The organism is Cellulosimicrobium funkei (assembly GCF_001019615.1).
Taxonomy (GTDB): domain Bacteria; phylum Actinomycetota; class Actinomycetes; order Actinomycetales; family Cellulomonadaceae; genus Cellulosimicrobium; species Cellulosimicrobium cellulans_E.
In genome coordinates this window covers 63,086-89,596 of record NZ_JNBQ01000011.1, presented here as the reverse complement: position 1 = coordinate 89,596, position 26,511 = coordinate 63,086, and the positions used below count along the sequence as shown (strand labels likewise).

Here is a 26,511-nt window from a genome sequence, read left to right as displayed (position 1 = left end):
CGGTGGGTGTGCCGTCAGGCGCGCGCGAGCGTCCCGGCAACGACCGTCACGACGGCGCCCACGACGAAGACCACGATGCACAGACCCCCCACGGCCCGCGCGACGCGCAGCGCCGCCGGCGAGGGTCCCTCGCCGGGGTTCAGGAGCCCGATGGACGCGGAGCCGGAGTACGAGCGACGGAACGGCACGTGGAACTGCCGCACGTCGTGGTCGGTCAGGGCGGGCGGCGGCTCGTGCGCGAGCGCGGCCGCGACGCGCCGGTCCCGCAGGCGACCGGCCTGGAGCGCGTAGAAGGCCAGGACCCCGTACTGGCTGAGGTAGAAGATCCCCAGTGCGAGGACGGTGGCGCCGAAGCTCGTCCCCGCGACCGTGCCGGCGAGCCGGAGCACCACGACACCGGCGGCCGTGACCACCGCTCCGAGCAGCAGCCACCACGGCAGGGTCGCCCACGCGCCCGAGCGGTCGCCCTCGTAGGGCGACGCCGACCGTACGGGCCGGCTCGAGTCCGCGAGCTGGTCGGCGAGGTTCGACCGCTCGTCCTCCCACCAGGCCATCGGGCCCCTAGCCCTGGGACGACCGGTGCTCGCGCAGCACCTCGGCCGCCTGGGGCAGCACGTCCGCGAGGTCGCCGACGACCGCGAAGTCCGAGATCTCGAACAGCGGGCACTCGGGGTCGTTGTTCACCGCGACGATGACCTGCGAGGCCTGCATGCCGCCGCGGTGGTGCGGGGCGCCGGAGATGCCCGCGCCGATGTACAGCCGCGGCGCGACGGTCACGCCCGTCTGCCCGACGAACTGGTCGTGCCAGCCCTCGTACACGGCGTCGCGCGTCGCGCCCACGGCCGCGCCGAGCGCGTCGGCGAGCTCGATGACGGGACCGAAGTCGCCGTTGGTGCCACGGCCCCCGGCGACGACGATCGCGGCCTCGCCGAGCGCCGGGCGACCCGCGCCGGCCGACTCGTCGACCGTGCGGGACACCACGCGCGCCGCGGTCGCGGCGGGCGAGAGCTCGAGCCGCAGCGCAGCGACCTCGGTCGCCACGGCGACCTCTGCGGGCTGCGGCACGACGGAGTTCGCCCGCAGCGTGAGCACGGCGGGATCGGTGACGATCTCGCTCCGCACGTCCCAGGACCCGGCGAAGACGCGCTTGTCCGCGACGAGGTGCGTGCCGCCGTCGGTCAGCGCGGACGCGTCGACGACGAGGCCCGCCTCGGTGAGGAACGCGAGGCGCGCCGCCGCCTCCTTGTTCGGGAAGGACGACGTGAGCAGGACGGCGTCCGCGTCGGACGCGCGCGTCGCGGCGGCGAGGACCTCGGCCACGACGGGCGTGAGGTGCAGCGCGTCGCCGGTCACGACCTCTCCGCCCGTCGACGGCTCCGCCTGGCGTACGAGCGCGACGCCGTAGGCGCCGAGCTGGGCGAGCACGTCGACGCTCGGCGCTTCCAGGGCGACGGCCTCGACGCGCCCCAGCGAGCGGCCGACGGTGATCAGCTCCAGCACGGGCGAGCGCAGCTCGGTGCCGGCGGAGTCGAGGAGGACGAGGACGGTACGGGTCCCGGGGGTGCTCATGTGCGGACGCCTCTCAGACCAGGTCGTTGCGGATGAGGAACTCGGCCAGGGCGCGCCCGCCCTCGCCCTTGTCGACGACGATCTCGGCGTCGGGGCGCGGCGGGCGGGGCGACGCGTCGGTCACGCGCGACCGCGCGCCGGCGTCGCCGACGAGCGCCGGGTCGACGCCGAGGTCGGCGAGGCTCCACGCCTCCACCGGGCGCGTGCGCGCCGCCATGATGAGCTTGAAGTTGGGCATGCGCGGGTCGTTCGCGTGGTCGGTCACCGACACGACGGCGGGCAGCGGCGCCTCGAGGACCTCCTCGACGCCGTCGAGCTCGCGCGTGACGCGAGCCGTCCGAGCGCCGGGCTCTCCCTCGACCTCGAGCTTCCCCGCGAGCGTGAGCTGCGGGAGCCCGAGCTCCGCCGACAGGAGCGCGGGGACGACCGAGCCGAGCCCGTCGAGCGCGGCCATGCCCGTCACCACGACGTCCACCGGCGCCTCGTCCGCGAGGCGGCGCACCGCGGCGGCGAGCACGCGCGCGGTGCCGAAGTAGTCCGAGCCTGCGACGGCGTCGTCGCTCACGCGCACGCCGCGGTCCGCGCCGAGCTGGTACGAGCGGCGCACCGCGCCGTCCGCGTCCGGGCCGGCCACCGTGAGGACGATCACCTCGCTGGTCTCGCGCTCCCCCTCCGGCAGCGCCTCCTTGAGGCGCAGCGCGGCCTCGACCGCGTTCTCGTCGAGCTCGTTGAGCGTCCCCTCGTCGGCCCGGCGCACGACGCGCCCGCCCTCGAAGCCCCGGTCCGCATGGATGTCCGGGACGTACTTCACGGCGACGACGATCCGCATCGGCTGCTCTCCCTGTGCGCTGGGCGGTCGGCCGGAGAGGTTCCCGGCCCGCTCGGGGCAGCCTACCGGCGGGCGGCGGGACGAGCCGGTGACACCCGCCACAATGGACGGGTGCACGTGCCCCGCCCCTCCGCCGTCCCCGAACCGACCCCCGGCACCGTCCCGGCAGCGCTCCCGCTCCCGACGGGGCCCGTCGACCGGCACGCCCTCGTGCCGCCGCTCGGCGTCCGCGTCGCGGGCGACGGCGTGGACGTGGCCGTCCTCGCGTCGCACGCGACCGCCGTCGAGCTGTGCCTCGTGGACGTGGTCGACGCGTCGCTGCCCGCCCACGACCCGGCCCGCTACCGCGAGCGCCGCGTCCCGCTCGCCGGGCCGGCGTACGGCGTCTGGCACGCCCACGTCCCCGGCGTCCGGCCGGGGCAGCGCTACGGGTTCCGCGCGCACGGGCCGTGGGAACCCGCGGCCGGGCTGCGGCACAACCCCGCGAAGCTGCTCGTCGACCCGTACGCGCGCGGCCTCGTGGGCGAGCTGGTCGACGACCCGGCGGTCCACGGCCAGGTCGGGAGCGACCCGTACGGCCCGGCGGACGCGACCGACTCGCTGCCGTTCGTGCCGCACGCGGTGGTCGTCGCCGAGCCGACCGGGACCCTGGCGCCCCGGCCGCGCGTCCCGTGGCGCGACACGGTGGTCTACGAGGCGCACGTGCGCGGCCTCACGCAGCGGCTCGAGGCCCTGCCCGAGCACCTGCGCGGCACGTACGCGGGCGTCGCGCACCCGGTGACGATCGAGCACCTGCGGTCGCTGGGCGTGACGACGGTCGAGCTCCTGCCGGTGCACGCGAACGTGCCGGAGCCGCACCTGCTCGCGAGCGGCCGGTCGAACTACTGGGGCTACTCGACGCTCGGGTTCTTCGCGCCCCACGCCGCGTACGCGACGCGCGCGGCGCGGGAGGCCGGGCCGGGCGCCGTCCTCGACGAGGTCCGCGGCATGGTCCACCTCCTGCACGAGGCGGGGATCGAGGTGCTGCTCGACGTCGTGCACAACCACACGTGCGAAGGCGGCGCCGACGGGTACCACCTGTCGTGGCGCGGGCTGGACAACGCCGGCTACTACCTGCACGACGGCGGCTCGCCCGCCCGGCTCGCCGACGTCACCGGGACGGGCAACTCGCTCGACTTCCGGCGCCCGGCCGTGGTGCGCGCCGCCCTGGACTCGCTGCGGTACTGGGCGGAGGTCGTGGGGGTCGACGGGTTCCGGTTCGACCTCGCGGTCACGCTCGGGCGCGGAGCGGCCGGGTTCGACCCCGACCACCCGTTCCTCGTCGCCCTGCAGACGGACCCGGTGCTGTGCGGGCTCAAGCTCGTCGCGGAGCCGTGGGACGTGGGCCCGGGCGGCTGGCGGACCGGCCAGTTCCCGCCGCCGCTCGCCGAGTGGAACGACCGGTTCCGCGACGCGGCGCGGCAGTTCTGGCTCGCCGACGCGCGCGAGGCGTCCCACGGGCGGCCCGGCCACGGCGTGCGCGACCTCGCGACCCGGCTCGCAGGGTCGGCGGACCTGTTCGGCCACTCCGACCCGCCGCTGCTGCGCGGACCCGTCGCGTCGGTGAACTACGTGACCGCGCACGACGGGTTCACGCTCGCCGACCTCGTCGCGTACGACCACAAACACAACCTCGCGAACGGCGAGGACAACCGTGACGGTACGGACGACAACCGGTCGTGGAACCACGGTCTCGAGGGTCCGGTCGCGGCACCAGACGCGCGGGCGGGCGGGGGGTCCGGGCGCGGGACTCGACGCGCTCGGGATCGGAGTGGAGATCGCGCCCCTGCGCCGCCGGTCGATCCGCAACCTCCTCGCGACCCTCGTCCTCGCCGCCGGCACCCCCATGCTCACCGCGGGCGACGAGATGGGGCGGACGCAGCGCGGCAACAACAACGCCTACGTGCAGGACGACGAGACGTCCTGGGTGTCGTGGGACCTCTCGCCGTGGCGCAAGGACCTGCTCGCGACGGCGCGGTACCTGCTCGCCCTGCGGCGCGAGCACCCCGCGCTGCGCCCCGACACGTTCTACACCGGCCGCCCGCGGCCCGCCGACTCCTCGGGCGGGGGTGCCGGCGCACGGGGACCGGGGAGCGACGTGGGCGTGCCCGACCTCGTGTGGTTCGACGCCGACGGCGAGCTCCTCGACCACTCCGCCTGGCACGACCCCGCCGTCCGGACGCTGCAGATGCTGCGCACCGCCCCGGAGCCCGGCGACGCCGACGTGCTCATGGTGCTCGCGGGCGGGCTCGACCCGGTCGACGTCACGCTGCCGGGCGTGCGCGCCGCCTCGGACGCGGACGCCGAGCGCTGGGACCTCGCGTGGGACTCGGACTGGGAGCACCCCGAGGACCGGGACCGTGCGAACGGTGACGGCACCGCCCGCGCGGGCGACGTCGTCGGGCTCGAGGCCTTGAGCCTGCGCGTCTACGTCTCCACCCCGCCGAGGTAGAGGCTCGGTCGCACGAGGTAGAGGCGCGGTGGCACGAGGTAGAGGCGTGGTCGCGCACGACTACCCGGGCCTGCCGGTGGCTGGACACGTGCTCTACTCTTCCCGCATGAGTGACAGCGCGGTCGACTCCTCCGTCAGCTCCCCCACGATCGAGAACCCCGAGGTCGTCGTCGTGGGGGCCGGCCTCGCCGGGCTCGTCGCGGCGACCGAGCTCACCGCGGCCGGGCGGCGCGTCGTCCTGCTGGACCAGGAGCCCGCCGCGAGCCTCGGCGGGCAGGCGTGGTGGTCGTTCGGCGGCCTGTTCCTCGTCGGCTCGCCCGAGCAGCGGCGCATGGGCGTCACCGACTCCGCCGAGCTCGCGTTCGACGACTGGCTCGGGTCCGCGCGGTTCGCGCCCGGCGCCGACCGCGGTGAGGGCCCCGACCGCCACGGGTACGCCTGGGCACGCGGCTTCGTCGACTTCGCCGCGGGCGAGATGCGCGGCTGGCTGCACGACAAGGGCGTGCGGTGGTTCCCGCTCGTGCAGTGGGCCGAGCGCGGCGGGTACCCGGTGACCTCGGGCGCCGACGGGACGGCCGCGGGGGGGCACGGCAACTCCGTCCCGCGCTTCCACGTCACCTGGGGCACCGGTCCCGCGATCCTCGAGCCGTTCGTGCGCGCCGCGCTCGACGCCCGCGCCGCCGGGCTGCTCGACCTGCGGTTCCGCCACCGCGTCACGTCGCTCGTCGTGACCGACGGCGCGGTGACCGGCGTGCGCGCGGAGGTCCTCGCGCCGTCGGACGTCGAGCGCGGCGCACCGTCGTCGCGCGAGGTCGTCGGCGAGGTCGAGATCGCGGCGAGCGCCGTCGTCGTGACGTCGGGCGGGATCGGCGCGAACCACGAGCTCGTGCGCTCGCGGTGGCCCCAGGCGGCGGGCCGGCTGCCCGCGCGCATGCTCTCCGGCGTCCCCGACTCGACCGACGGGCTCATGATCGGCGTCGCCGCCGACGTGGGCGCCGCTCTCGTGCACGAGGACCGCATGTGGCACTACCCCGAGGGCATCGCGAACCACTCCCCCGTCTGGACCGACCATGGCATCCGCATCCTGCCCGGCCCGAGCTCGCTGTGGCTCGACGCGGACGGCAACCGGCTCCCCGCGCCGCTGTTCCCCGGGTTCGACGCGCTCGGCGCGCTCCAGCACGTCGCCGAGCGCGGCGACGACCACTCCTGGTTCGTGCTCAACAAGGCGATCATGGAGTCCGAGTTCGCGCTGTCCGGGTCGGAGCAGAACCCCGACCTCACCGGCAAGGACGTCAGGCTGCTCGCCCAGCGCGTCCTGCCGCGCGCCGTCGGCCCCGTCGCGCGGTTCGCGGAGCAGTCGCCCGAGTTCGTCTGGGCCGACACGCCCGAGGAGCTCGCGGCCGGCATGAACGCGCTCGTCGACGCGACACCGGGCTCGCGCGGCCACGTCGACCCCGACGCCCTCGCGCGCATCGTCCACCTGCGCGACGAGCAGGTCCGCACCGGGCTCGGCAAGGACCCGCAGGTCGTCGCGACGGCGATGGCGCGGCGCTACCGCGTCGACCGGCTCATCCGCGTCTCGCCCCCGCGCCCGCTCACGACGCCCAAGGACGGGCCCCTGCTCGCCGTGCGCCTGTCCGTGCTCACGCGCAAGACGCTCGGCGGGCTGTGGACGGACACCTCCGCGCGCGTGCTGCGCCAGGACGGCACGGTGCTGCCCGGGCTCTGGGCGGCGGGCGAGGCCGCCGGGTTCGGCGGTGGAGGCGTGCACGGCCACCGCGCCCTCGAGGGCACGTTCCTCGGCGGCTGCCTCTACTCCGGCCGCGTCGCGGGCCGCTCGCTCGCGGCCGAGCTCGGCTGACCCCCGCGAGGTAGAGGCCTGGTCGGCCGAGGTAGAGGCCTGGTCCACCGAGGTAGAGGCCTGGTCACGCGAGGTAGAACCGTGGTCGCTGAGGATCGTCCGTCAGCGTCGGTCGCGCACGGTGCCGCGGCGGGTAGGGTCACCGAGCATGAGCGTGCACGACGACGCGCCCCGAACCGGGCGACCCGCCCCAGCCTCGGGCACGGGACCGGTCAGGCACGACGATCCGGCCGGTCCGGGTGCCGGCGAGCAGCCTGGCACGGACCCGGCGGCCGCACCCCCCGACGTCGCCGCGTGCGAGCGCGTCTTCCGCCGCAACGGGCTGCCGCTGCTCGTCGAGGGGCACTCGCTCGACCGCGACGTGTTCGGGCGGTCGGCACCGTTCCTGCTCGTCGTGCTGCTCGCCGAGCTCACGGGCGCGATCCGGTCCGGCTGGCCGGCCTGGGCCAACGCGCTGGCGCTCCTGGGGGGCGCCGCGATCGTCGCGGCCGCGTACGCCGGCCTCAACGTGCTTCGCGGCCGCCCGTGGTCGACCCTCCCCCAGTCGGTCGGCGTGCCCGAGCTCGCGTTCTTCGTCCTCGTGCCCGCGCTGCTGCCCCTCGTGTTCGGCGGGCAGTGGGACGAGGCACTGCTCACGGTGGCGGGCAACCTGGTCCTGCTCGGGGCCGTGCGCGTCGTGGTCGGGTACGGGGTGCTGTCGTCGCTGTGGTGGGGCCTCGCGCGGGTGGTCGACGAGCTCGGCGCGTCGCTCCTGCGCCTCGTGCGACTGCTGCCACTGCTGCTCGTCTTCTCGCTCGTGCTGTTCTACAACGCCGAGGTGTGGCAGGTCTTCGACCGCACCCACGGCGTCGCGGACATCGTGCTCGGTGCGTTCTTCGCCCTGCTCGTCGTGGTCTTCGTCGGCCTGCGCGTGCCTGGGGAGGCGCGCGAGGCGCTCGCGGAGACCGTCGCCGACATGCCGGAGCACGAGCGGGCCGCCCGCTTCACCCCGCGGCAACGAGCGAACCTCGCCGCGATGATCGCGACGAGCCAGCTGCTCCAGGTGCTCGTCGTGAGCCTCGGGATGGGCTTGTTCTTCATGGCGCTCGGCACGCTCACCGTGACGCCGGAGGTCATGGCGCTCTGGGACGTCGACGGCGGCACGTGGGAGCGTACGTTCTCGCTCGCGGGCGGGGGTGGCGTCGGCGGCGCGGACCTCGTCGTCACGCAGACCCTCCTGCGCGTCTCGGTCGCGATCGCGACGTTCACCGGTCTGTACTACGCGATCTCCGTCCAGGTCGACGCCGTCTACCGCGAGGAGTTCGTAGACGGGATCCAGACTCAGCTCGCCGACGTCGTCCGCACCCGCTCCCGCTACCTCACCCTCCTGGACAGCCGCGAGGTAGAGCTTCCGGTCGCGAGGTAGAGCGCGCGGAGCTCTACCTCGCGGCGGGAGCCTCTATCTCGCGGAGCGTCGCGCGAGCGCTGCCCGGATGCGACGGAGAAGCACGTCAGGTTCGGCGAGGTCGTTCCACGTCACCCGCAGCACGAGCCAACCGGCCTCCACCAGCGCGTCGTGCCGGGCCTTCTCCGCGAGCAGCCGTCCCCGCGGGTCGCCGTACTCGCCGCCGGAGTACTTGACCGCTCCGTCGAACTCCACCGCGACGCGATGCGTCGTCCATGCGAGGTCCAGCCGGTACGAGCCTCGCCAGGTGGTCACCGCGAGGTTCGGCTCGGGGCGCGGGAGGCCGGCGTCGACCACCAACCAGCGGACCAGGCTCTCGCCCGGCGACTCCGAGCGCGCATCTGCCTCGGCGAGCACTCGACGCGCACGTCGCACGCCACGTCCACCGGCGGCTGCCGGCAGAGCCGCCTCGACCCGACGGACGTCAGCGCCCGCGCGGAGCCCCGAGTCCGCGACCACGATGCCCGCCACCGGGCTGAGAGAGCGCGCGCAGTCGACGATCGTGCGCTCCAACGAGGTGACCGGGAGGCCGTCGAGCTCGCCACGGTCGCTCTCGGGCAGCGACGTCCAGTGCCTGCGGAGACCCGGGTCGGTCCGGCGCACGGACGGGTTCCCGAGCTGCGTCACGTGGACCTCGTCCGCGAGGCGCCAGGTCCACAGGCCGTGCAGGACGGCGGCGGTCGAGTGGCTGAACCAGTAGTCCGTCGTCAACCGTCCCGAGAGCGCCACGGCGCGCGCGACGACGGCCTCGCGCCGACGCTGTGCCGGCGAGGCCGCCGGGTCCGGCGGGGCCGTGTAGACACCCTGACGCACCCGCACGAGCGTGCCGCGGCGGACGCCTGCCACGATCTCCGCGCGCCGCTCCGTCGAGAACCGGACCACCGACGGCAACGGCGCAGAGGCGTACGGGTCGTCGTGACGCCCGGGCGGACGCCGCGCGTCCCGGGGACGGCTCACCGTCCGACGCGCCTGCTCGACCTCGTGCTCGTCCGTGCTCATGGGCACAGACTGTCCGAGCACGCCGGCCACAGCCAGGGCTGGGCAGGGGCCTGTGGAAAACCGCTAGCGGTATGCGCCAGTCTCGTCACCGGCCGCGTCCCGCGAGATAGAGCCTCCGGTCGCGAGGTAGAACACACGGGGTTCTACGTCGCGACCGGAGGCTCTACTTCGCGCGAGGCGTCACGCGTTGGCGACGAGGCCGAGCTCGGCGACGCTGGGGAGGCCGCTGTGCGTCGGGACGACGCGGACCGTGTACCCGAACGGGCCGGAGGCGTCGAGCACGACGTCGCCGGCGAACGCGTAGCGGCCGGCCTCGTACGTCTCGGCGAGCGCGAGCGGCTCGGCGGTGAACTCCTCGATGACGTCGGCCTCGCTGACGCGCCCGTGCACGACCTGCACCTGCACGTCCTCGGGGCGCAGGTCGCCCAGCGACACGTACGCGCGCACCGTGAGGCGGTCCCCGACCTGCGGGACCTCGCCGATGCCGGACGAGTCGACGTGGTCGACGCGCACCCGCGACCACCCCGACCGCACGGACTCCTTCCAGTGCGCGAGCTCGCGTGCCGGGGCGAGCCCGTCGGCGGCCAGCGTCCGCCCGGCCGCGGCGGCGGGCGCGTACAGGCGCGTGACGTACTCGCCGACCATGCGCGTCGCCTGGACCTTGGGCCCGAGCGTCGCGAGCGTGTGGCGCACCATCTCGAGCCATCGGCCGGGCACGCCGTCGGTGTCGCGGTCGTAGAAGCGGGGCGCGACCTGCTGCTCCACGAGGTCGTAGAGCGCGGCGGCCTCGAGATCGTCACGACGGTCCGCGTCCTCCACGCCGTCCGCGGTGGGGATGGCCCAGCCGTTCTCCCCGTCGAACCACTCGTCCCACCACCCGTCGAGGATCGACAGGTTGAGACCGCCGTTGAGCGCCGACTTCATGCCCGACGTCCCCGACGCCTCGAGCGGCCGCAGCGGGTTGTTGAGCCAGACGTCGCAGCCCGGGTAGAGCGACTGCGCCATGGCGATGTCGTAGTTGGGCAGGAAGACGATGCGGTGGCGTACCTCGGGGTCGTCGGTGAAGCGCACGAGCTGCTGGATGAGCCGCTTGCCCTGGTCGTCCGCGGGGTGCGACTTGCCGGCCACGACGAGCTGGACCGGACGCTCGGGGTGCAGCAGCAGCGCCTTGAGCCGCTCGGGGTCGCGCAGCATGAGCGTGAGCCGCTTGTACGTGGGCACGCGGCGCGCGAAGCCGATGGTGAGCACGTCGGGCGACAGGACGTCGTCGACCCAGCCGAGCTCGGCCGGGGTCGCGCCGCGCTCGCGCCACGACTTGCGCACGCGGCGGCGTGCCTCGTCGACGAGGCGGCCCCGCATCTCGCGGCGGATCGCCCACAGCTCGCCGTCGCTCACGCCGCCGTCCCCGGCACCGCGGAGCCAGCCCGACGACGCGGCGTCGGCCGTGAGCTCGTCGAGCCCGAGCCGGTCGGCCTCGAGGGCCGCGAACGCCGGGTCCACCCAGGTGGGCGAGTGCACGCCGTTCGTCACGGACGTGATGGGGACCTCGCGCGCGTCGAAGCCCGGCCACAGCCCCTCGAACATGCCGCGCGAGACCTCGCCGTGCAGCAGCGAGACGCCGTTGGCGCGACCGCCCAGGCGCAGGCCCATGACGGCCATGTTGAAGACGGTCGGGTCGCCGCCGTCGTAGTCCTCGGCCCCGAGCGCGAGGACCCGCTCGACGGGCAGGCCGTCGACCGCCATGTCGCCGCCGAAGTACTGCGTGACGAGGTCGCGGCCGAACCGGTCGATCCCGGCGGGCACGGGCGTGTGGGTCGTGAACACGGTCGCGGCGCGCACCGCCTCGAGCGCCTCGTCGAACGTGAGGCCCTGCTCCACGAGCTCGCGGATGCGCTCGACGCCGAGGAACCCGGCGTGGCCCTCGTTCGTGTGGTAGACCTCCGGCTCGGGCGCGCCGGTGAGGCGCGACCAGAGGCGCAGCGCGCGCACGCCGCCCACGCCGAGCAGGAGCTCCTGCTGGAGGCGGTGCTCGCCGCCGCCGCCGTAGAGGCGGTCGGTGACCTTGCGCGCGGCCTCGTCGTTGCCGGGCACGTTCGAGTCGAGCAGGAGCAGGGGCACGCGCCCGACGGCCGCGACCCACACGTGCGCGTGCAGCGTGCGCCCGCCCGGGAGGGCGAGAGACACGCGCGCGGGCGTGCCGTCGTCGTCGCGCAGCAACGTCAGGGGCAGGCCGTCCGGGTCGAGCAGCGGGTAGGTCTCGACCTGCCAGCCGTCGCGCGTGAGGGACTGCTTGAAGTACCCGGCGCCGTACAGGAGCCCGACGCCGACGATCGGCACGCCGAGGTCGCTCGCGCTCTTGAGGTGGTCGCCCGCGAGGATGCCGAGGCCGCCCGAGTACTGCGGCAGCACCGACGTGATGCCGAACTCGGGCGAGAAGTACGCGATCGCGGCGGGGAGCGAGTCGCTCCCCTCGTCCGAGGCCGCCTGCTGCTGGTACCACAGCGCGTCGTCGAGGTAGTGCCGCAGGTCGGCAGCCGCCGCGCGCACGCGCTCGACGAACGCGCCGTCCGCGGCGAGCTCCGCGAGGCGCTCCGGGCCGAGCGCGCCCAGCAGCGCGACGGGGTCGCCGTGCGCCGACGCCCACGCCTCGGGGTCGATGCCGGCGAACAGGTCGCGTGTCGGGGCGTGCCAGGACCAGCGCAGGTTGTGCGCCAGCTCGTCCAGGTCGCGCAGCTCGGCGGGCAGCAGGGTGCGGACGGTGAACCGTCGGATCGCTCTCACGGGGACGAGACTACGGGGGCGCGGGCCGCTGCACACCCTCGCGCTGTCACCCGCACGTAACGCTTGCATGAACTTTCACCCGGGTGCGCGCCGCCTGCGCGCACGGACGTGCGACGCGCCGACCCCCGCTCCCAGGTGCCTGGGCCCCGGGGGCCTCGATACGTTGTGCGTGTGACGACGACCCCTCCGGCCCGCGCGCCGCACCGCTCGCCCGCCCCCGCCCCCGCCGCCCCGATCGGCCGCATCCCCGTGCTGGACGTCTCGCCCGTCGTCGAGGGCGGCCGGTGGCCCGCGAAGGCGGTCGTCGGCGAGATGGTGCCGGTCGAGGCGACCGTGTTCCGCGAGGGGCACGACGCCGTCGCGGCGACCGCCGTCCTCGTCGCCCCCGACGGGACCGAGCGCACCGCGCCGATGGTCGACGTCGCGCCCGGCCTCGACCGGTTCCGCGCCACGCTGCACCCCGACGCGGTCGGTGACTGGTCGCTGCGCGTCGAGGCGTGGAGCGACCCGTACGGCACGTGGTCCCACGACGCGACGATCAAGATCGAGGCGGGCGTCGACGTCGACCTCATGCTCGCCGAGGGCGTCCGGCTCTTCGAGCGCGTCCTGGCCGACGCCGTCCCCCTGCCGGGCGCGGACGGCACCCCGGGAGCCCGCTCCCCCGAGGACGCGCGCACGCTCGCCGACGCGGCCGCCGCGCTCGCCGACGCGAGCCGGCCCGCGCAGGCCCGGCTCGCCGCCGCGACGTCGCCCGAGGTGCGCGACGTCCTGCGTCGCGCGCCCCTGCGCGACCACGTGACGGCGTCGGCCACGTACGCCCTGCGCGTGGAGCGCCCGCTGGCGCTCGCGGGCGCGTGGTACGAGATGTTCCCGCGCTCCGAGGGCGCGCGGCGGCTCAAGGACGGTCGCTGGCGCTCGGGCACGTTCACCGCCGCTGCCCGCCGCCTGCCGGCGATCGCCGCGATGGGCTTCGACGTCGTCTACCTCACGCCCGTCCACCCCATCGGCACGACCCACCGCAAGGGCCGCAACAACTCCCTCACCGCGCTCCCGGGCGACCCGGGCAGCCCGTACGCGATCGGCTCGAAGGACGGCGGCCACGACGCGATCCACCCCGAGCTCGGCAGCGACCGCACGTTCCGCGCGTTCGTCAAGGAGGCCCGGCGCCACGGGCTCGAGGTCGCGATCGACCTCGCGCTCCAGTGCTCGCCCGACCACCCGTGGGTCGCCGAGCACCCCGAGTGGTTCACGACCCGCGTCGACGGCTCGATCGCGTACGCCGAGAACCCGCCCAAGAAGTACCAGGACATCTACCCGCTCAACTTCGACAACGACCCCGAGGGCATCTACGCCGAGGTCCTGCGCGTGGTCCGCGTGTGGATCGACCGGGGCGTCACGGCGTTCCGCGTCGACAACCCGCACACCAAGCCGCTCGACTTCTGGGAATGGTTGCTCGCCGAGGTGCGCGCGACGAACCCCGAGGTGGTGTTCCTCTCCGAGGCGTTCACCAAGCCCGCGATGATGCACACGCTCGCGCGCATCGGGTTCCACCAGTCGTACACGTACTTCACGTGGCGCAACACCCGCGACGAGCTCGCCGAGTACCTCGAGGAGGTCTCGGGCGAGGCCGGGGCGTACATGCGGCCGAGCTTCTGGCCGACGACGCACGACATCCTCCCGCCGTACCTCCAGCACGGCGGGGTGGCCGGGTTCGCGGTGCGCGCGGTGCTCGCCGCGACCGGGTCGCCGACCTGGGGGATCTACTCGGGGTACGAGCTCGTCGAGAACGTCCCGCGGCCGGGCGTCGAGGAGCAGATCGACAACGAGAAGTACGAGTACAAGCCGCGCGACTGGGCGCTCGCCGAGGAGATCGGCATCTCGACGCTGCTCACGCGCCTCAACGAGGTCCGGCGTGACCACCCGGCGCTCCGCCAGCTCCGCAACCTCACCGTCCACCCGACGACGAACGACCAGGTGCTCGCGTTCTCGCGGCACCTGCCCGCCGAGCACTCCCCGACCGGCGAGGCGGACACCGTCGTCGTCGTCGTGAACCTCGACCCCCACTCTCCGCAGGAGTCGAACGTGCACCTCGACCTCGAGGCCCTCGGCCTCCCGGCGCTCCCGGACGGCCACGACCCCTGGGCGCCGTCGTTCGTCGCGCACGACGAGCTGTCCGGAGAGAGCTACGGCTGGGGACAGGACGTGTACGTGCGGCTCGAGCCGATGCGCCAGGTCGCGCACGTCGTGCACGTGAGGCCCGCATGACGTTCCCCCGCGACGCTCGTCCGGTCCAGATCCCGAACCCCGTCCGGGGGCCGGCTGCCGGCCCCGCCCCCGTGCCGCCCATCACCGCGCCGGTCCCCGTCGCGGCGCTCCCGCCGCGCCGCCAGCCGGCCGCGCCCGTCGACGCGCGCCCCGGCCTGTCCGACGACCCGGACTGGTACCGCACCGCGGTCTTCTACGAGGTGATCGTCCGCGCGTTCTCCGACTCCGACGGCAGCGGGACGGGCGACCTGCGGGGCCTCATCGACCGCCTCGACTACCTCCAGTGGCTCGGCATCGACGCGCTGTGGCTGCCGCCGTTCTACCCGTCGCCCCTGCGCGACGGCGGCTACGACGTCTCCGACTACACCGCGATCGCCCCGCAGTACGGCTCGACGTCCGACTTCGCGGAGCTCGTGAGCGAGGCGCACGCGCGCGGCATGCGCGTCGTCATCGACCTCGTCATGAACCACACGAGCGACCAGCACCCGTGGTTCCAGGCGTCGCGCGCCGACCCCGAGGGCCCGTACGGCGACTTCTACGTGTGGAGCGACGACGACACGCGCTACCAGGACGCGCGCATCATCTTCGTCGACACCGAGACGTCCAACTGGACGTTCGACCCCGTGCGGCGCCAGTTCTTCTGGCACCGGTTCTTCTCCCACCAGCCCGACCTCAACTTCGAGAACCCGCGCGTCGCCGACGCGATGCTCGACGTCGCGCGGTTCTGGCTGCAGATGGGCGTCGACGGGTTCCGGCTCGACGCGGTGCCCTACCTCTACGAGGCCGAGGGCACCAACTGCGAGAACCTGCCGCAGACGCACGAGTTCCTGCGGCGCGTGCGGCGCATGGTCGACGCCGAGTTCCCGGGGCGCATCCTGCTCGCCGAGGCGAACCAGTGGCCGCGCGAGGTCGTGGACTACTTCGGCACCGAGGACGAGCCCGAGTGCCACATGTGCTTCCACTTCCCCGTGATGCCCCGCATCTACTACGCGATCCGTGACCAGCGCGCGAACCAGGTCCTCGAGATCCTCGCCGACACGCCCGACATCCCGCCCGGCGCCCAGTGGAGCACGTTCCTGCGCAACCACGACGAGCTCACGCTCGAGATGGTCTCCACCGAGGAGCGCGCGTCCATGTACGGGTGGTACGCGCCCGACCCGCGCATGCGCGCGAACGTCGGCATCCGCCGTCGGCTCGCGCCCCTGCTCGACAACTCGCGCAAGGAGGTCGAGCTCGCGCACGCGCTCCTGCTCTCCCTCCCGGGCAGCCCGTGCCTCTACTACGGCGACGAGATCGGGATGGGCGACAACATCTGGCTGCCCGACCGCGACTCGGTGCGCACCCCCATGCAGTGGACGCCCGACCGCAACGCCGGGTTCTCGACCGCCGACCCCGGCAAGGTGTACCTGCCGCTCGTGCAGTCGCTCGTGCACCACTACGGCTACGTCAACGTCGAGTCGCAGCTCGAGCAGTCGACGTCCCTGCTGCACTGGGTGCACGGGATGCTCAAGGTCCGGCGCCGCCACAAGGCGTTCGGCACGGGCGACTTCGTCGCGCTCGAGTGCGACAACGAGTCGATCCTCGCGTTCCTGCGCCGCACCGACACCGAGACGATCCTGTGCGTCGCGAACCTGTCCGCGACCGCGCGCTCGGCCTCGGTGCACCTGCCCGGGCACGCCGGCGCGACGCTCACCGACGTGTTCGGCGGGGCCCACTTCCCCGCCGTCGACGACGACGAGCGTGTCGTCATGACGTGGGGGTCGCGCGACTTCTACTGGCTCGTGGTGAGCGACCCCGCCTGACCGTGCGGCTCACCCTCGGTCCAGGAACATCTCCGTCCGGGTGACCACCGCGGCGCGCTCCCCGCACGCGTCGCACGTGAACCAGTGCACGACCGAGACGCAGTGGCTCAGTCGCACCGGCTCCTCCGTGAGCGTGACGGCCGGGTGCGGACAGTCCATCGGTATCCCTCCTCAGCGCCCGTGGGCGTGTCCGGACAGTGTGCGCGCCACCACCCACAGCGCCTCGTGCGGCGGGCGAGGCGCTCGCGTGATGGCATGGAGGCGACCTGGACCCGGGAGGCACGTGTGACGGTACGGCGGACGGACCCGCCCTCGGCGGAGCTCATGGAGCTCCTGGACGCCTGGCTGCCCGCGCGGCGGTGGTACCCCGTCAAGGGAGTCGCCGTGCGCCACGTGCCGTGGCTGTCTTTCGCCCTCGACGTCCCGGCGTCCGCCGCGACGCCCGGACCGCCCGACGACGCGTGGTCGGGGACGCGCGTCGAGCTCCACCTGCTGCGGCTCGTCGGCGACGGCGTGGACCTCGTCGTGCAGGTGCCCCTCGTGCTCGAGCCGGTGACCCCGCCGGGCGACCCAGCCCTGGGCGACACGACGCCGGGCGGCGCGGCGCCGATCGGGACGCTCCCCCCGGGCGGCGCCGACGACGGCGGGTGGGTCGTGCACGACGGCGCCGCGCACCCCGCGTGCTGGGCGGCCCTCCTGGCCGTGGCGGAGTGGGAGAACCCGGGCACGGCACCGGACGGGGCGAGTCCCCGCGGCGGAGGCCCCGACGCCGACACCGACCTCACCGGTGGACGCGCGCTGAGCGTCGAGCAGTCGAACAGCTCGGTGCTGCTGCCGCGGGTCGCCGGCGGGAGCATGCTCAAGGTCCTGCGCGCCATCGCGATCGGACCCAACCCCGACGTCACCATCCCCCGCGCGCTGGCGGCCCAGGGCTGGGCCGGGGTTCCCCGGCCGCTCGCGTGGCTCGAGGTGACGTGGGACGCGGCGGACGACCCGGCCGCCGTCGACCCGGGCGCGGACCACCGACCGGGAGAGCCGACCGCGGGGGGCGGGGCGCCGCCGTCGGGCACCGGCGCGGGTCCGGCGGCGACCCGCTCCGCGCACCTGGCGATCCTCAGCGAGTTCGTCGAGGGCGCGCGCGACGGGTTCGACCTCGCCTGCTCCTACGCGGGGCAGGACGCCTCGTTCGCCGACCTCGCGGCCGACCTGGGGCGCGTCCTCGCCGACCTGCACGGCGCGCTCCGCAGCGCGTTCGGCGTCGGCTCGCCCGTCGACGCGCGCTGGCTCGTCGCGGACCTGCGACGGCGCGCGGACGAGGCCGTCGCGTCCTCCAGCGCGCTCGGACGGCGCGCGGCGGACGTCGCCGCGTTCTGGGACCGGACGTCCGCGCGGCTCGCGAACGTCACGCGCGTCCCCGACGCGCTCCCCCGGCTCCAGACCGTCCACGGCGACCTGCACCTCGGCCAGGTGCTGCACGCACGCCGGTTCGGCTGGAAGGTGCTCGACTTCGAGGGCGAGCCCCTGCGGCCCGTCGCGGAACGCACACGCCCGGACCTCGCGCTGCGCGACGTCGCCGGGATCGTGCGGTCGTTCGACTACGCGGCCGCCGTCGGGCGCGCGCGCGACGCCGCGTGGGCCGTCCAGGCACGCACCGCGTTCCTCGACGCGTACGACCGGGCCGACACGGCCGGCGTCGACCGCGCGACGTCCGAGGCGCTCGTGCGGGCGCTCACGCTCGACAAGGCGCTCTACGAGGTCGTGTACGAGTCGCGCAACCGCCCGGACTGGGAGCCCATCCCCCTCGCCGCCGTGGACCGCCTGCTCGCGGGCAACGCCTGACCCGGGAGCCCTGGAGGGAGGAACCCGGTCGGTCGCCGGGTCCCTCCCTCCGGACACGGGTCAGCGCCGACCGCGACCGGTGACGAGCTGGTTCGTCGAGCGCAGCACGCGCGGGGCGACGAGGGCCCCGGGCTCGACGCCTGCGAGCGCCGCGTCGGGCCCGGTGACGTGGAACGTCACGGACTCGCCGGGCAGGAGCGTGACGAGCATGTCGTCCGCGCGCAGACCCGGGTGGAGCTTGTCGGCCAGGAGCGCGACGTCGCGCACGAGGTTCTCCGCCGTCACCCGCACGGCCCACCCGGCGGGCTCGCGGTGCACCTCGGTGACGAGGCGCGGTGGCGTGAGCGACGCGTCGCGCGGCTCGGCGAACCACCACAGCGCGCGAGCTCCGCCGAGCGTCGCGACGAGCAGCTCGGCCGCCGCGTCGTCGGGCGTCGCGACGTCGCGCGGCACCTCGATGCTGGTCGTCCCGCGCGCGTCGACCCGGGCCGGGACCGACGTCACCCGCCGTTCCGTGCCGTCGAACGACAGGCGTCGCACCACGACGTCGCCCGACCACGTCTCGTCCGTGTCGTTGGCCACGACCACGACGAGCCGGTCGGTCTCGTCGCCGGCCGGGACGCCGCCGTCCGCCGACCGCGGCTGGACGGTGAGGAGGCGGTCGGCATGCGCGTGCGCGAGGGCGTGCAGGAGCGGCTTGGCGCGCCCGTCGCCGTCCACCGCGGCCCAGGACGTCACGGGCCAGCAGTCGTTGAGCTGCCACAACACGGAGCCCATCGTGCGCGGCGCCCACGAGCGCAGGTGCTCGACCGCGACCTGCACGGCGACCGCCTGGTTCCAGGACATCGCCCAGTGCCAGTCCTCCATGTCGTCCGGCAGCGGCACGTGCCGCACGAGGCCGTCGGTGAGCTTGTCGTTGCCCTGCGCGGCCTTCTGGTGCACGAGCATGCCGGGCGACTCGGGCGTGAGCGGGTCGTCGCTGATCGCGCGCGTGAGCGTCGACCACGTGGGCGGGCCCTGCCAGCCGAACTCCGCCATGAAGCGCGGCACGTCGTCGCGGTAGCGCGGCCAGTCCTGCCGGTTCCACAGCTCCCACGAGTGCATCGAGCCGTGGTCGGGGTCGTTCGGGTGCACCTCGAGGCTCCCCGACCACGGGCTCGACGGCGTGTACGGGCGGGTGCCGTCGAGCTCGTCGAGCACGCCCGGGAGCAGCTCGGTGTAGTAGCCCAGGCCCCACGACTTGTCCTCGAGCCGCAGCTCCCAGCCCCACGCGCCGAAGCCCCAGATGTTCTCGTTGCTCCCGTTCCACACGACGAGGCTCGGGTGCGGGGCCAGGCGCGTGACGTTGTCGCGCGCCTCGGCCTCGACCTCCGACCGGAGGGGCTCGTCCTCGGAGTACGCGGCGCACGCGAACGCGAAGTCCTGCCACGTGAGGATGCCGCGCTCGTCGCACAGGTCGTAGAAGTCGTCGGCCTCGTAGATCCCGCCGCCCCACACGCGCAGGAGGTTCATGTTCGCGAGCTCCGCCTGGTCGAGCCGCGCGGCGTAGCGCTCGCGCGTCACCCGGTGCACGAACACGTCGTCGGGGATCCAGTTCGCACCCTTGACCCACACCGCACGTCCGTTGACCACGACCGTGAACGACGTCCCGTGCGCGTCCGGCGTGAGGTCGAGCCGCGCGTCGCGGAACCCCGTGCGCCCGGCCCACCCGTCGAGCGCACCGTCGCCCGCGGCGAGCGTCACCTCGACGTCGTACAACGGCTGCTCCCCGTACCCGCGCGGCCACCACAGCGCCGCGTCCGGGACGTCCACCGGCACGACGGCGGTCGTCGCGCCCGCGGGGAGCGCCACCTCGGCGTCGTGGCGGCCGGAGGGACCCCGCAGCGCGACGCGCACGGCGAGCGGACCGTCGCTGCCGGGACCGGGGGCGTCCGGGTCGAGCGGCGCGCGCTCGACGTCGACGTGCACCGCGACCCGGCCCGGCGCCGTCGCGAGGTGACCCGCCCGGGAGGACGCGTCGTCGGGCAGGTCCACCGAGACGAGCGGGCGCACGGACGCGACCCGCGCCGTGGACCACGACTCGAGGCGCACCGGCTTCCACAGCCCGACCGACGGCGCGTCGATCCCCCAGTCCCACCCGAAGCTGCACGCGGACTTGCGGATCGCGTTGTACGGGTGCTTGTTGACCTGCGGGCGGTAGCCGAGCGCGAGGGACTCGCGGTCGGCGTAGCGCACGGGGGACGCGAACCGCACGACGAGCTCGTTCTCGCCCTCGCGCAGCAGGTCCGCCACGGCGACGCGGAACGTGCGGAACTGGTTGCGCGCGCTCAGGACGCGCGTGCCGTTGAGCGACACCGTCGCGACCGTGTCGAGCCCGTCGAAGGCGAGGTCGTGCCGGTCCAGGCCGGGTGCGTCGGACGCGGACCACGCGAACGTCGTCCGGTACTCCCAGTCGCAGCGCCCCACCCAGGCGACGAGGTTCTCGTGGTCGTCGAGGTAGGGGTCGGGGATCAGCCCCGCCGCGAGCAGGTCGGTGTGGGCGCTGCCGGGGACCGTGGCCGGGACCTCCACGCCGGCGACGTGCGCGGGGACGGGCCCCGCGACGGCGCGCGCCGTCCAGCCCGCGTGGAGCTCACGCCGGACGAGGCGCGCGGGGTCGGTCGCCGGCACGGCGGGTGCGGTCGGCGTCGGGGCGGTCGTGCTCGTCACTTGGTGGCTCCTGAGGTCAGTCCGTTGTAGATGTAGCGCTGCAGCAGCAGGAACGCGACCAGCGTCGGGACGATGACGAGCACGGTCCCGGCGGAGATCACCTCCCACTGTGCGCCGAAGGGGCCCTTGAAGCGGAACAGCGACGTCGAGATGACGCCGAGGTCCCGCTTCGGCATGTAGAGCCAGGGCAGGTAGAACTCGTTGTAGATCGCGATCCCCTTGATGATGATCACGGTCGCGATCGCGGGCTTGAGCAGCGGGAAGACGATGCGCGCGTAGATCGTCAGACGGTTGGCGCCGTCGAGCATGGCCGCCTCGTCGAGCGACCGCGGGATCGACTTCATGAACTGGAGGAAGATGTAGATCGAGATGATGTCGGTGCCCATGAACAGCACGATCGCGGCCCACCGGGTGTTGAACAGGCCGAGGCCGCTGACGATCTGGAACGTCGCCACCTGCGTCGTGACCCCCGGCACGAGCGTCGCGAGCAGGAACGCCCCGACGACGAGCCGCTGGCCCCGGAACGTGAAGCGGTCGATCGCGTAGGCGGCCATCGTGCCGATGATGATCGTCCCGGTGAGGGCCACCACGAGGATGATCGTCGTGTTGACGAAACCCTGGAGCATGCCCCCGCGAGTGAAGGCCGTGACGAAGTTGTCGAGGTTCGTCCAGCTCGACGGCGGGTCGAGCGGCCCGGTCTCGCGGAACTCGGCCTGCGTCTTGAAGGACGCCATGAAGATCGTCACGAGCGGCACGACCGCGACGAGGCACGCCGCGACCAGCGACGCGTACTTGAGCGTGGTGCCGACGGGGCCGAGGACCGGGCTCGCCCCGCGCGTCCAGCGCGCCCAGCCGGACCGGACCCGGTCGGTGGCCGACGGCGCGGGGAGCGGGCTGGCGGGCACGTCGCGCGGACCGGGGGCCGTCCGGGGCGCCGGGGCGTCCTCCGCCCGGGAGGCGTCGTCCTGCGCGGCGGACGTGCGCAGCGGTGCGGCGCTCATACGAGGTCACCTCTCTCGTCGGGGACGATGCGTCGCTGCACCCACGAGATGAGCAGGACGATGATCAGCAGGACGACCGCCATCGCCGAGGCGAGACCCACCTTCGAGAACGTGAAGGCCGTGTTGACGGTCTGGATGACGAATGTCTCCGACCCGTTCGCGCCGCCCGTCATGATGAACGGCATCTCGAACACCGACAGCGCTCCGGACACGGCGAGGATCACCGACAGCCCGATGATCTGCCGGATCCCGGGGGCGATGATGAAGCGGAACTTCTGCCAGGCGTTGGCGCCGTCGAGGTCGGCCGCCTCGTAGAGCTCGTTCGGGATCGACTGGATCGCCCCGAGGAAGAGCACGAAGTTCAGACCCATGTAGCGCCACACGCTCGTCGCGGCGAGCGAGACGTTGACGAGCGACGGGTCGCCCAGCCACAGCGGCGGCTCCGTGAACCCGAACGCGGCGAGGAACGCGTCGAGCGTCCCGCCGGGCCGGAAGAAGTAGAGGAAGACGAGCCCGATCGCGACCCCGTTGATGAGGTACGGGAAGAAGATGATCCCCTTGAACCAGTTCCGGAACCGCGTGCTGAAGCTGAGGATCGTCGCGAAGTACAGCGCGAGGACGAGCTGCACGGCGGCGCCCACGAGGTAGTACAGGCTCACGAGGAACACGCGGAAGATCTCAGGGCGCGTGAAGATCTCGACGTAGTTCTTCCAGCCGACGGGCTCCTTGACGGGGTCGAGCCCGTCCCAGGACGTGAAGCTGTACCACACCATGTTCGCCACGGGGACGTAGGTGAACAGCAGCAGCATGCCCACGGGGACGAGCAGGAAGAGCCACGGCGTGACCCGCCACCCGCCCTTGGTCGCTCCCCCGCCCGGGGCGGGACGACGTCGTCCCCTCAGGCGTGCCGGGCGCGTCGCTCGGAGCGCACCGGCCGGTCCGGTGACCGCGGCCATCGCAGTCGCCTCCTTCGTTCGTGCTCGCTGGGTCGTCGCTCGCCGGGGCCGGCGAGGCTCGTGCCGGGGGCGGTCGCGCCCCGGGCGGGGCGGCCGCGTGCCGTCGGGCCCGCGGCCGCCCGCCTCGTCAGCCGACGACCTCGGCGCGGGCCGTCGCCCAGCGGTCGTTGAGGTCGGCGAAGAACGACGCCTTGTCGCCGTCCGCCGCGCCACGCGCGACGTCGATGTACTGGCGCCGGAACTGGTCGCCGTTGAGGTCGATCTCCGCGGCGTTGTAGATGTCGGCCAGGAGGTTCTCCTCACCCTCCGGCGCCGGGGCGATCTCGACCTCCTCGACGCCGAACGTCTCGAAGTCGGCGAGGATCTCCGGCGACTCCCCGCCCACCTGCGGCGCGAGCCCGCCCTGGCTCGCGGCGAAGCCCGACTCGTCGAGGAACCAGTACAGCCACGCCTCGGCGGCCTCCTTGTTCTCCGAGTGCTTGGAGATCGCGAGCTTGTAGTCGGCGCCGACCGTGGAGTGGAACGCGCCGTCCGTCTGCCACGGCATCGGCCAGAACCCGATGTCCTCGCGCGGGTTGCCCGCCGCCTCCGCGGCGTCCTGCATCTGCGTCACGGCCCACGAGCCGAGCACCATGCTCGCGACCTGGCCGGTGCCGACGAGGTTCTTGGACTCCTCCCAGTTCGTCGTGGTCGGGTCGGGCTCGGAGAGGCCGGCCTCCACGACGTCGAACAGGAGCGAGTCGATCGCGTACTGCTCCTCGCCCTCGGTCCACGGCGCGTCCTGCTCGGTGCGCAGGTTCACGGCCTCCGGGCCGTCGATCGAGCCCTGGTTGGACTGCCACTGCGTGAGCGGCCAGCCGTCCGCGTAGTTCGTGTAGTACGGGACGGTGTCGGGCGAGCTGTCCTTGATCGCCTTCAGCGCGTCGAGGAACTCCTCGGGCGTCGCGGGCGGTTCGGTGATCCCCGCCTTCTCCCAGACCGGCTTGTTGAGCACGTAGCCCATCGCGGTCCCGAACGTCGCGAGCCCGTAGACCTGGCCCTCGTACGCCTTGTCGTGGATGAAGCGGTACTCCTCGCCGAGCTCGTCGACCGTCCCGAGGGGCTCGAAGAAGGTCGAGAGCTGGTCCGCGTCGACGGTGTTCGGGATGAGCAGGACGTCGCCGTAGTCGCCGGAGTTGAGGCGGATCGAGACGTCGCCCTCGTAGTCCGTCACCGCCTCGAACTCGACGTCGACGTCCGGGTAGGTCTTCTGGAACTCGGTCACGTAGTCCTGGAGCACGGTGTCGACGATGTCCGTGCGGTTCGTCAGGACGGTGATCGTCCCCGACGGGCCGTCGCCGTCCCCGTCGTCTCCGCCGGTGGAGCCGCCGGAGCAGGCTCCCAGCACGAGCACCACGGCCGCGGCCGTGCTCGCGGCAAGGATGCGCCTCTTCGCCATCTCGATCCCTCATTCTCGTCGTCGTTGACAGTGCGCGCCGCCCCGATGCGGATACAGCGCTTAAGCCGTTCGGCTGTCTGGTGCACCGGATGATCAGGTCCGATGTCGATGAGGACGAGTGAAGCGGTTAAGTTGTCGTAAGTCAACGACGACTGGTCACGGTTCGGTCACGGCGACGAGAGCGCTCGGGTCGGGCGCCCGGGCGGCTTCAGCTCTCGACGCGGCGCGCGGTCGTGCCCCGGGGGCGCAGCGTCGGCGTGGAGTCCAGGAAGCTGCCGCCCGTCCGGCCGTCGATGCGGTCGAACAACCGCCTCGCGACGTGGGCGCCGAAGCTCGTCACGTCGTGGCTCAGAGCCGACAGCCGGGGGTACGTCGCCTGGCACAGCGGGGAGTCATCCCAGGCGATGATCGACAGGTCCGACGGCACACGGACGCCGAGCTCGCTCGCCACGCCGAGACCCGCGAGGGCCATGACGTCGTTGTCGTAGATGATCGCCGTCGGCCGCTCCGGTCCCGTCAGGAGCGTGCGCGTGGCGCTCGCCCCCTGGTCGGCCGTGTAGTCGGTCCGTCCGATCTCGCCGCGCACGCCGAGGCGCGCCACCTCCTCGCGGAACGCCTCGTCGCGGATGTGCGTGTGCCCGAAGCTCGTGACCCCCGCGACGCGCGCGATGCGCCGGTGACCCACGGCGTGCAGGTAGCGGACCGACTCGCGCATGGCCGAGGCGTCGTCGGTCCACACGTTCGTGAGGTCGCCGGCGAGCGCCGGGTCGCCCACCACGACGGCGGGGATCGCGTCCGGCTCGGACAGCCAGGCGACGCGCGGGTCGTCGAGACGGAGGTCCACGGTCACGACGCCGTCGACCCGGCGCGCGGCCCGCCACTTGCGGTAGGCGCGCAGCTCGGCGTCGAGATCGGGGACCACCTGGAGGAGCAGGCCGTACGACCGCGCCGCGAGCTCGGACTCGATGCCCGCGATGAACTGCATGTAGAACGACTCGAAGCCGAGCGTGCTCGGGTCGCGCGCGAGCACCAGGCCCACGGTCTCCGTGCGCGCCCCCGAGAGCGAGCGCGCGGCCGAGCTCGGCTCCCAGCCCAGCTCCGCGGCGACAGCGAGGATGCGCGATCGCGTCTCGGCCGACACCCCCGGCCGGTTGTTCAACGCGTACGACACCGCACCCGTGGACACGCCTGCCCGCCGAGCGATGTCCGCGATCGTGATCCGGGCCATGGTGCGCTCTCCTCGTCGTCGGGACGGCCCCCGTGCCGTCGCCCACACGCTGCACTGAAGCGCTTCACCTGTCAACTGCGGCGCCTCGGCACACGGCGGCAACGACCAGCCGGACGCCGCAGCGCCCGGCCACCCGCCCCCGTCGCCGCTGCTAGGGTCGGCCCGTGCAGAGGCCGCAGCAACGAGCCACCCTGGCCGACGTCGCGCGGCTCGCCGGGGTGAGCGCCAAGACCGTCTCCCGGGTCTACGACGGCAGCACCAACGTCTCCCCCGACACCCGGCGCCGCATCGAGGAGGCCGCCGCGCGCCTGAGCTTCCGGCCCAACCTCCTCGCGCGCGACCTTCGCCACGGCGGGGTCTCGTCCGCCGTCGGCTTCGTGCTCGGCGACCTCACCAACCCGTTCTATTTCCAGGTCGCCGCCGGCATGGAGCGCGAGCTCGCGCAGCACGGTCTGACGATGGTCCTCACGGCGACCGAGGACGACCCCGCCGAGGAGGAGCGCGTCGCCGGGACGCTGCTCGCCCAGCGCGTCCGCGCGCTCGTCCTCGTGCCGATCGCCCAGGACCAGTCCTACCTCGAGAGCGAGCGCCGGCTCGGCACGCCCGTCGTGACGATCGACCGCCCCGCGCACAACCTCCTCGCCGACTCGGTCGTCCTCGACAACCGGGAGGGCACCGCGGAGGCGGTCCGGGCGCTCACGCGGCTCGGCCACCGCCGCATCGCGTTCGTGTGCAGCCCGGCGGACCTGTACACGCACGCCGAACGTCTCGCCGGCTACCGGGAAGCGCTGCGCGAGGTCGGCGTCACGGACTCGTCCGCGTGGGAGCGTCTCGACGACGCCGGCGGGAGGAGCACCGAGGCCGCGGTGCTGGACGTCCTCGACCAGCCGGATCCTCCGACCGCCGTCGTCACCGGCAACAACCGTGCGAGCGCGGCGCTCGTCCGCGCGCTCGGTCCCGCGCGCGACGATCTCGCGTACGTCGGGTTCGACGACTTCGACCTCGCCGACGCCTTCGGGTTCAGCGTCGTCGCCTACGACACCCGCGAGATCGGCCGCGCCGCCGCACGCCGCGTCCTCGAACGGCTCGCCGACCCGCAGGGCGCACCGGTCCACGTCCGCATCCCCACCCACCTCGTCGCCCGCGGTTCCGGCGAGCGTCCGCCCGCTCGGTCGAGCTAGAGGCCCGGACACCCGAGATCGCTAGGCCCAGGAGGCTGCTCACCGGGTCGGCCCCAGGGTCGCGAGGTGGGAACCTCGGGAGTGCCACCTCACGACCGCACGTCCCCATCTCGAGCCT

General features: G+C 73.8%; 18 protein-coding genes and 1 pseudogene. 8 read left to right on the top strand and 11 right to left on the bottom strand.

Annotation, left to right across the window (positions count from 1 at the left end):
- Nucleotides 1–14 precede the first annotated feature (14 nt).
- Genes FB00_RS10900 through FB00_RS10890 form a run of 3 tightly spaced genes read right to left on the bottom strand, consistent with a single transcriptional unit; the run spans nt 15 to nt 2,398 of the window.
- Entirely contained in the window at nt 15–554 is a 540-nt protein-coding gene (locus tag FB00_RS10900; RefSeq protein ID WP_047232931.1) for a hypothetical protein, read from the bottom strand.
- Nucleotides 555–561: 7 nt separating this feature from the next.
- Entirely contained in the window at nt 562–1,569 is a 1,008-nt protein-coding gene (locus tag FB00_RS10895) for an electron transfer flavoprotein subunit alpha/FixB family protein (RefSeq protein ID WP_047232930.1), read from the bottom strand.
- Between the two features lie 13 nt (nt 1,570–1,582).
- Nucleotides 1,583–2,398, bottom strand: a complete 816-nt coding sequence (locus FB00_RS10890; RefSeq protein WP_047232929.1) for an electron transfer flavoprotein subunit beta/FixA family protein — start codon at nt 2,396–2,398, stop codon at nt 1,583–1,585.
- Here FB00_RS10890 and FB00_RS23100 point away from each other — a divergent pair.
- The 4 genes and pseudogenes from FB00_RS23100 to FB00_RS10875 all read left to right on the top strand — a co-directional run.
- Nucleotides 2,357–2,848 (top strand): annotated as a pseudogene (locus tag FB00_RS23100) (hypothetical protein); the annotation flags it as partial. The gene FB00_RS10890 and the pseudogene FB00_RS23100 sit on opposite strands and share 42 nt — an antisense overlap.
- Before the next feature lie 1,360 nt (nt 2,849–4,208).
- Nucleotides 4,209–4,889 (top strand): hypothetical protein, encoded by a 681-nt coding sequence (locus tag FB00_RS23095; RefSeq protein WP_331386741.1) that lies wholly within the window; start codon nt 4,209–4,211, stop codon nt 4,887–4,889.
- Between the two features lie 106 nt (nt 4,890–4,995).
- Nucleotides 4,996–6,750, top strand: coding sequence for an FAD-binding dehydrogenase (locus FB00_RS10880; protein WP_047232957.1), 1,755 nt, complete (start codon nt 4,996–4,998; stop codon nt 6,748–6,750).
- Nucleotides 6,751–6,898: 148 nt separating this feature from the next.
- Nucleotides 6,899–8,155: a hypothetical protein gene (locus tag FB00_RS10875; RefSeq protein ID WP_052877595.1), complete on the top strand. Its 1,257-nt coding sequence runs from the start codon at nt 6,899–6,901 to the stop codon at nt 8,153–8,155.
- Nucleotides 8,156–8,188: 33 nt separating this feature from the next.
- Here FB00_RS10875 and FB00_RS10870 read toward each other — a convergent pair whose 3' ends face one another.
- Together FB00_RS10870 and glgP are read right to left on the bottom strand one after the other, a co-directional pair.
- The gene (locus FB00_RS10870; RefSeq protein WP_052877594.1) at nt 8,189–9,193 is read right to left on the bottom strand and encodes a hypothetical protein; all 1,005 of its coding nucleotides are present in this window, start codon (nt 9,191–9,193) and stop codon (nt 8,189–8,191) included.
- 180 nt (nt 9,194–9,373) lie between these two features.
- On the bottom strand, nt 9,374–11,974 hold the full coding sequence (gene glgP, locus FB00_RS10865; RefSeq protein ID WP_047232928.1) for an alpha-glucan family phosphorylase: 2,601 nt from the start codon (nt 11,972–11,974) through the stop codon (nt 9,374–9,376).
- Between the two features lie 171 nt (nt 11,975–12,145).
- Here glgP and FB00_RS10860 point away from each other — a divergent pair, with 171 nt between their 5' ends.
- Together FB00_RS10860 and treS are read left to right on the top strand one after the other, a co-directional pair.
- Complete coding sequence (locus tag FB00_RS10860) at nt 12,146–14,239, top strand: alpha-1,4-glucan--maltose-1-phosphate maltosyltransferase (RefSeq protein WP_082141226.1); 2,094 nt, start codon at nt 12,146–12,148, stop codon at nt 14,237–14,239.
- Entirely contained in the window at nt 14,236–16,041 is a 1,806-nt protein-coding gene (gene treS, locus FB00_RS10855) for a maltose alpha-D-glucosyltransferase (protein WP_082141225.1), read from the top strand. The genes FB00_RS10860 and treS overlap by 4 nt, the downstream gene beginning before the upstream one ends.
- A 9-nt stretch (nt 16,042–16,050) precedes the next feature.
- Here treS and FB00_RS22020 read toward each other — a convergent pair whose 3' ends face one another.
- Nucleotides 16,051–16,200 carry a hypothetical protein gene (locus FB00_RS22020; RefSeq protein ID WP_154798248.1) on the bottom strand — a complete coding sequence of 50 codons (150 nt, stop codon included), beginning with the start codon at nt 16,198–16,200 and terminating at the stop codon, nt 16,051–16,053.
- 165 nt (nt 16,201–16,365) lie between these two features.
- On the opposite strand from FB00_RS22020, the gene FB00_RS10850 reads away from it, so the two are divergent.
- Nucleotides 16,366–17,880 carry a hypothetical protein gene (locus FB00_RS10850; protein ID WP_047232952.1) on the top strand — a complete coding sequence of 505 codons (1,515 nt, stop codon included), beginning with the start codon at nt 16,366–16,368 and terminating at the stop codon, nt 17,878–17,880.
- Nucleotides 17,881–17,940: 60 nt separating this feature from the next.
- Here the strand turns inward: FB00_RS10850 and FB00_RS10845 are convergent, their stop codons facing one another.
- From FB00_RS10845 to FB00_RS10825, 5 genes are all read right to left on the bottom strand, one after another.
- Complete coding sequence (locus FB00_RS10845) at nt 17,941–20,589, bottom strand: glycoside hydrolase family 2 protein (RefSeq protein WP_231581805.1); 2,649 nt, start codon at nt 20,587–20,589, stop codon at nt 17,941–17,943.
- Complete coding sequence (locus tag FB00_RS10840; protein ID WP_156186371.1) at nt 20,586–21,590, bottom strand: carbohydrate ABC transporter permease; 1,005 nt, start codon at nt 21,588–21,590, stop codon at nt 20,586–20,588. The genes FB00_RS10845 and FB00_RS10840 overlap by 4 nt, the downstream gene beginning before the upstream one ends.
- On the bottom strand, nt 21,587–22,546 hold the full coding sequence (locus tag FB00_RS10835; RefSeq protein WP_082141224.1) for a carbohydrate ABC transporter permease: 960 nt from the start codon (nt 22,544–22,546) through the stop codon (nt 21,587–21,589). The genes FB00_RS10840 and FB00_RS10835 overlap by 4 nt, the downstream gene beginning before the upstream one ends.
- 127 nt (nt 22,547–22,673) lie before the next feature.
- Nucleotides 22,674–23,984, bottom strand: coding sequence for an ABC transporter substrate-binding protein (locus tag FB00_RS10830; RefSeq protein WP_047232927.1), 1,311 nt, complete (start codon nt 23,982–23,984; stop codon nt 22,674–22,676).
- Between the two features lie 208 nt (nt 23,985–24,192).
- Nucleotides 24,193–25,212: a LacI family DNA-binding transcriptional regulator gene (locus FB00_RS10825; RefSeq protein ID WP_047232926.1), complete on the bottom strand. Its 1,020-nt coding sequence runs from the start codon at nt 25,210–25,212 to the stop codon at nt 24,193–24,195.
- A 164-nt stretch (nt 25,213–25,376) separates the two neighbouring features.
- Here FB00_RS10825 and FB00_RS10820 point away from each other — a divergent pair, with 164 nt between their 5' ends.
- Nucleotides 25,377–26,393, top strand: coding sequence for a LacI family DNA-binding transcriptional regulator (locus tag FB00_RS10820; RefSeq protein WP_052877592.1), 1,017 nt, complete (start codon nt 25,377–25,379; stop codon nt 26,391–26,393).
- The last annotated feature ends 118 nt before the right edge of the window (nt 26,394–26,511 follow it).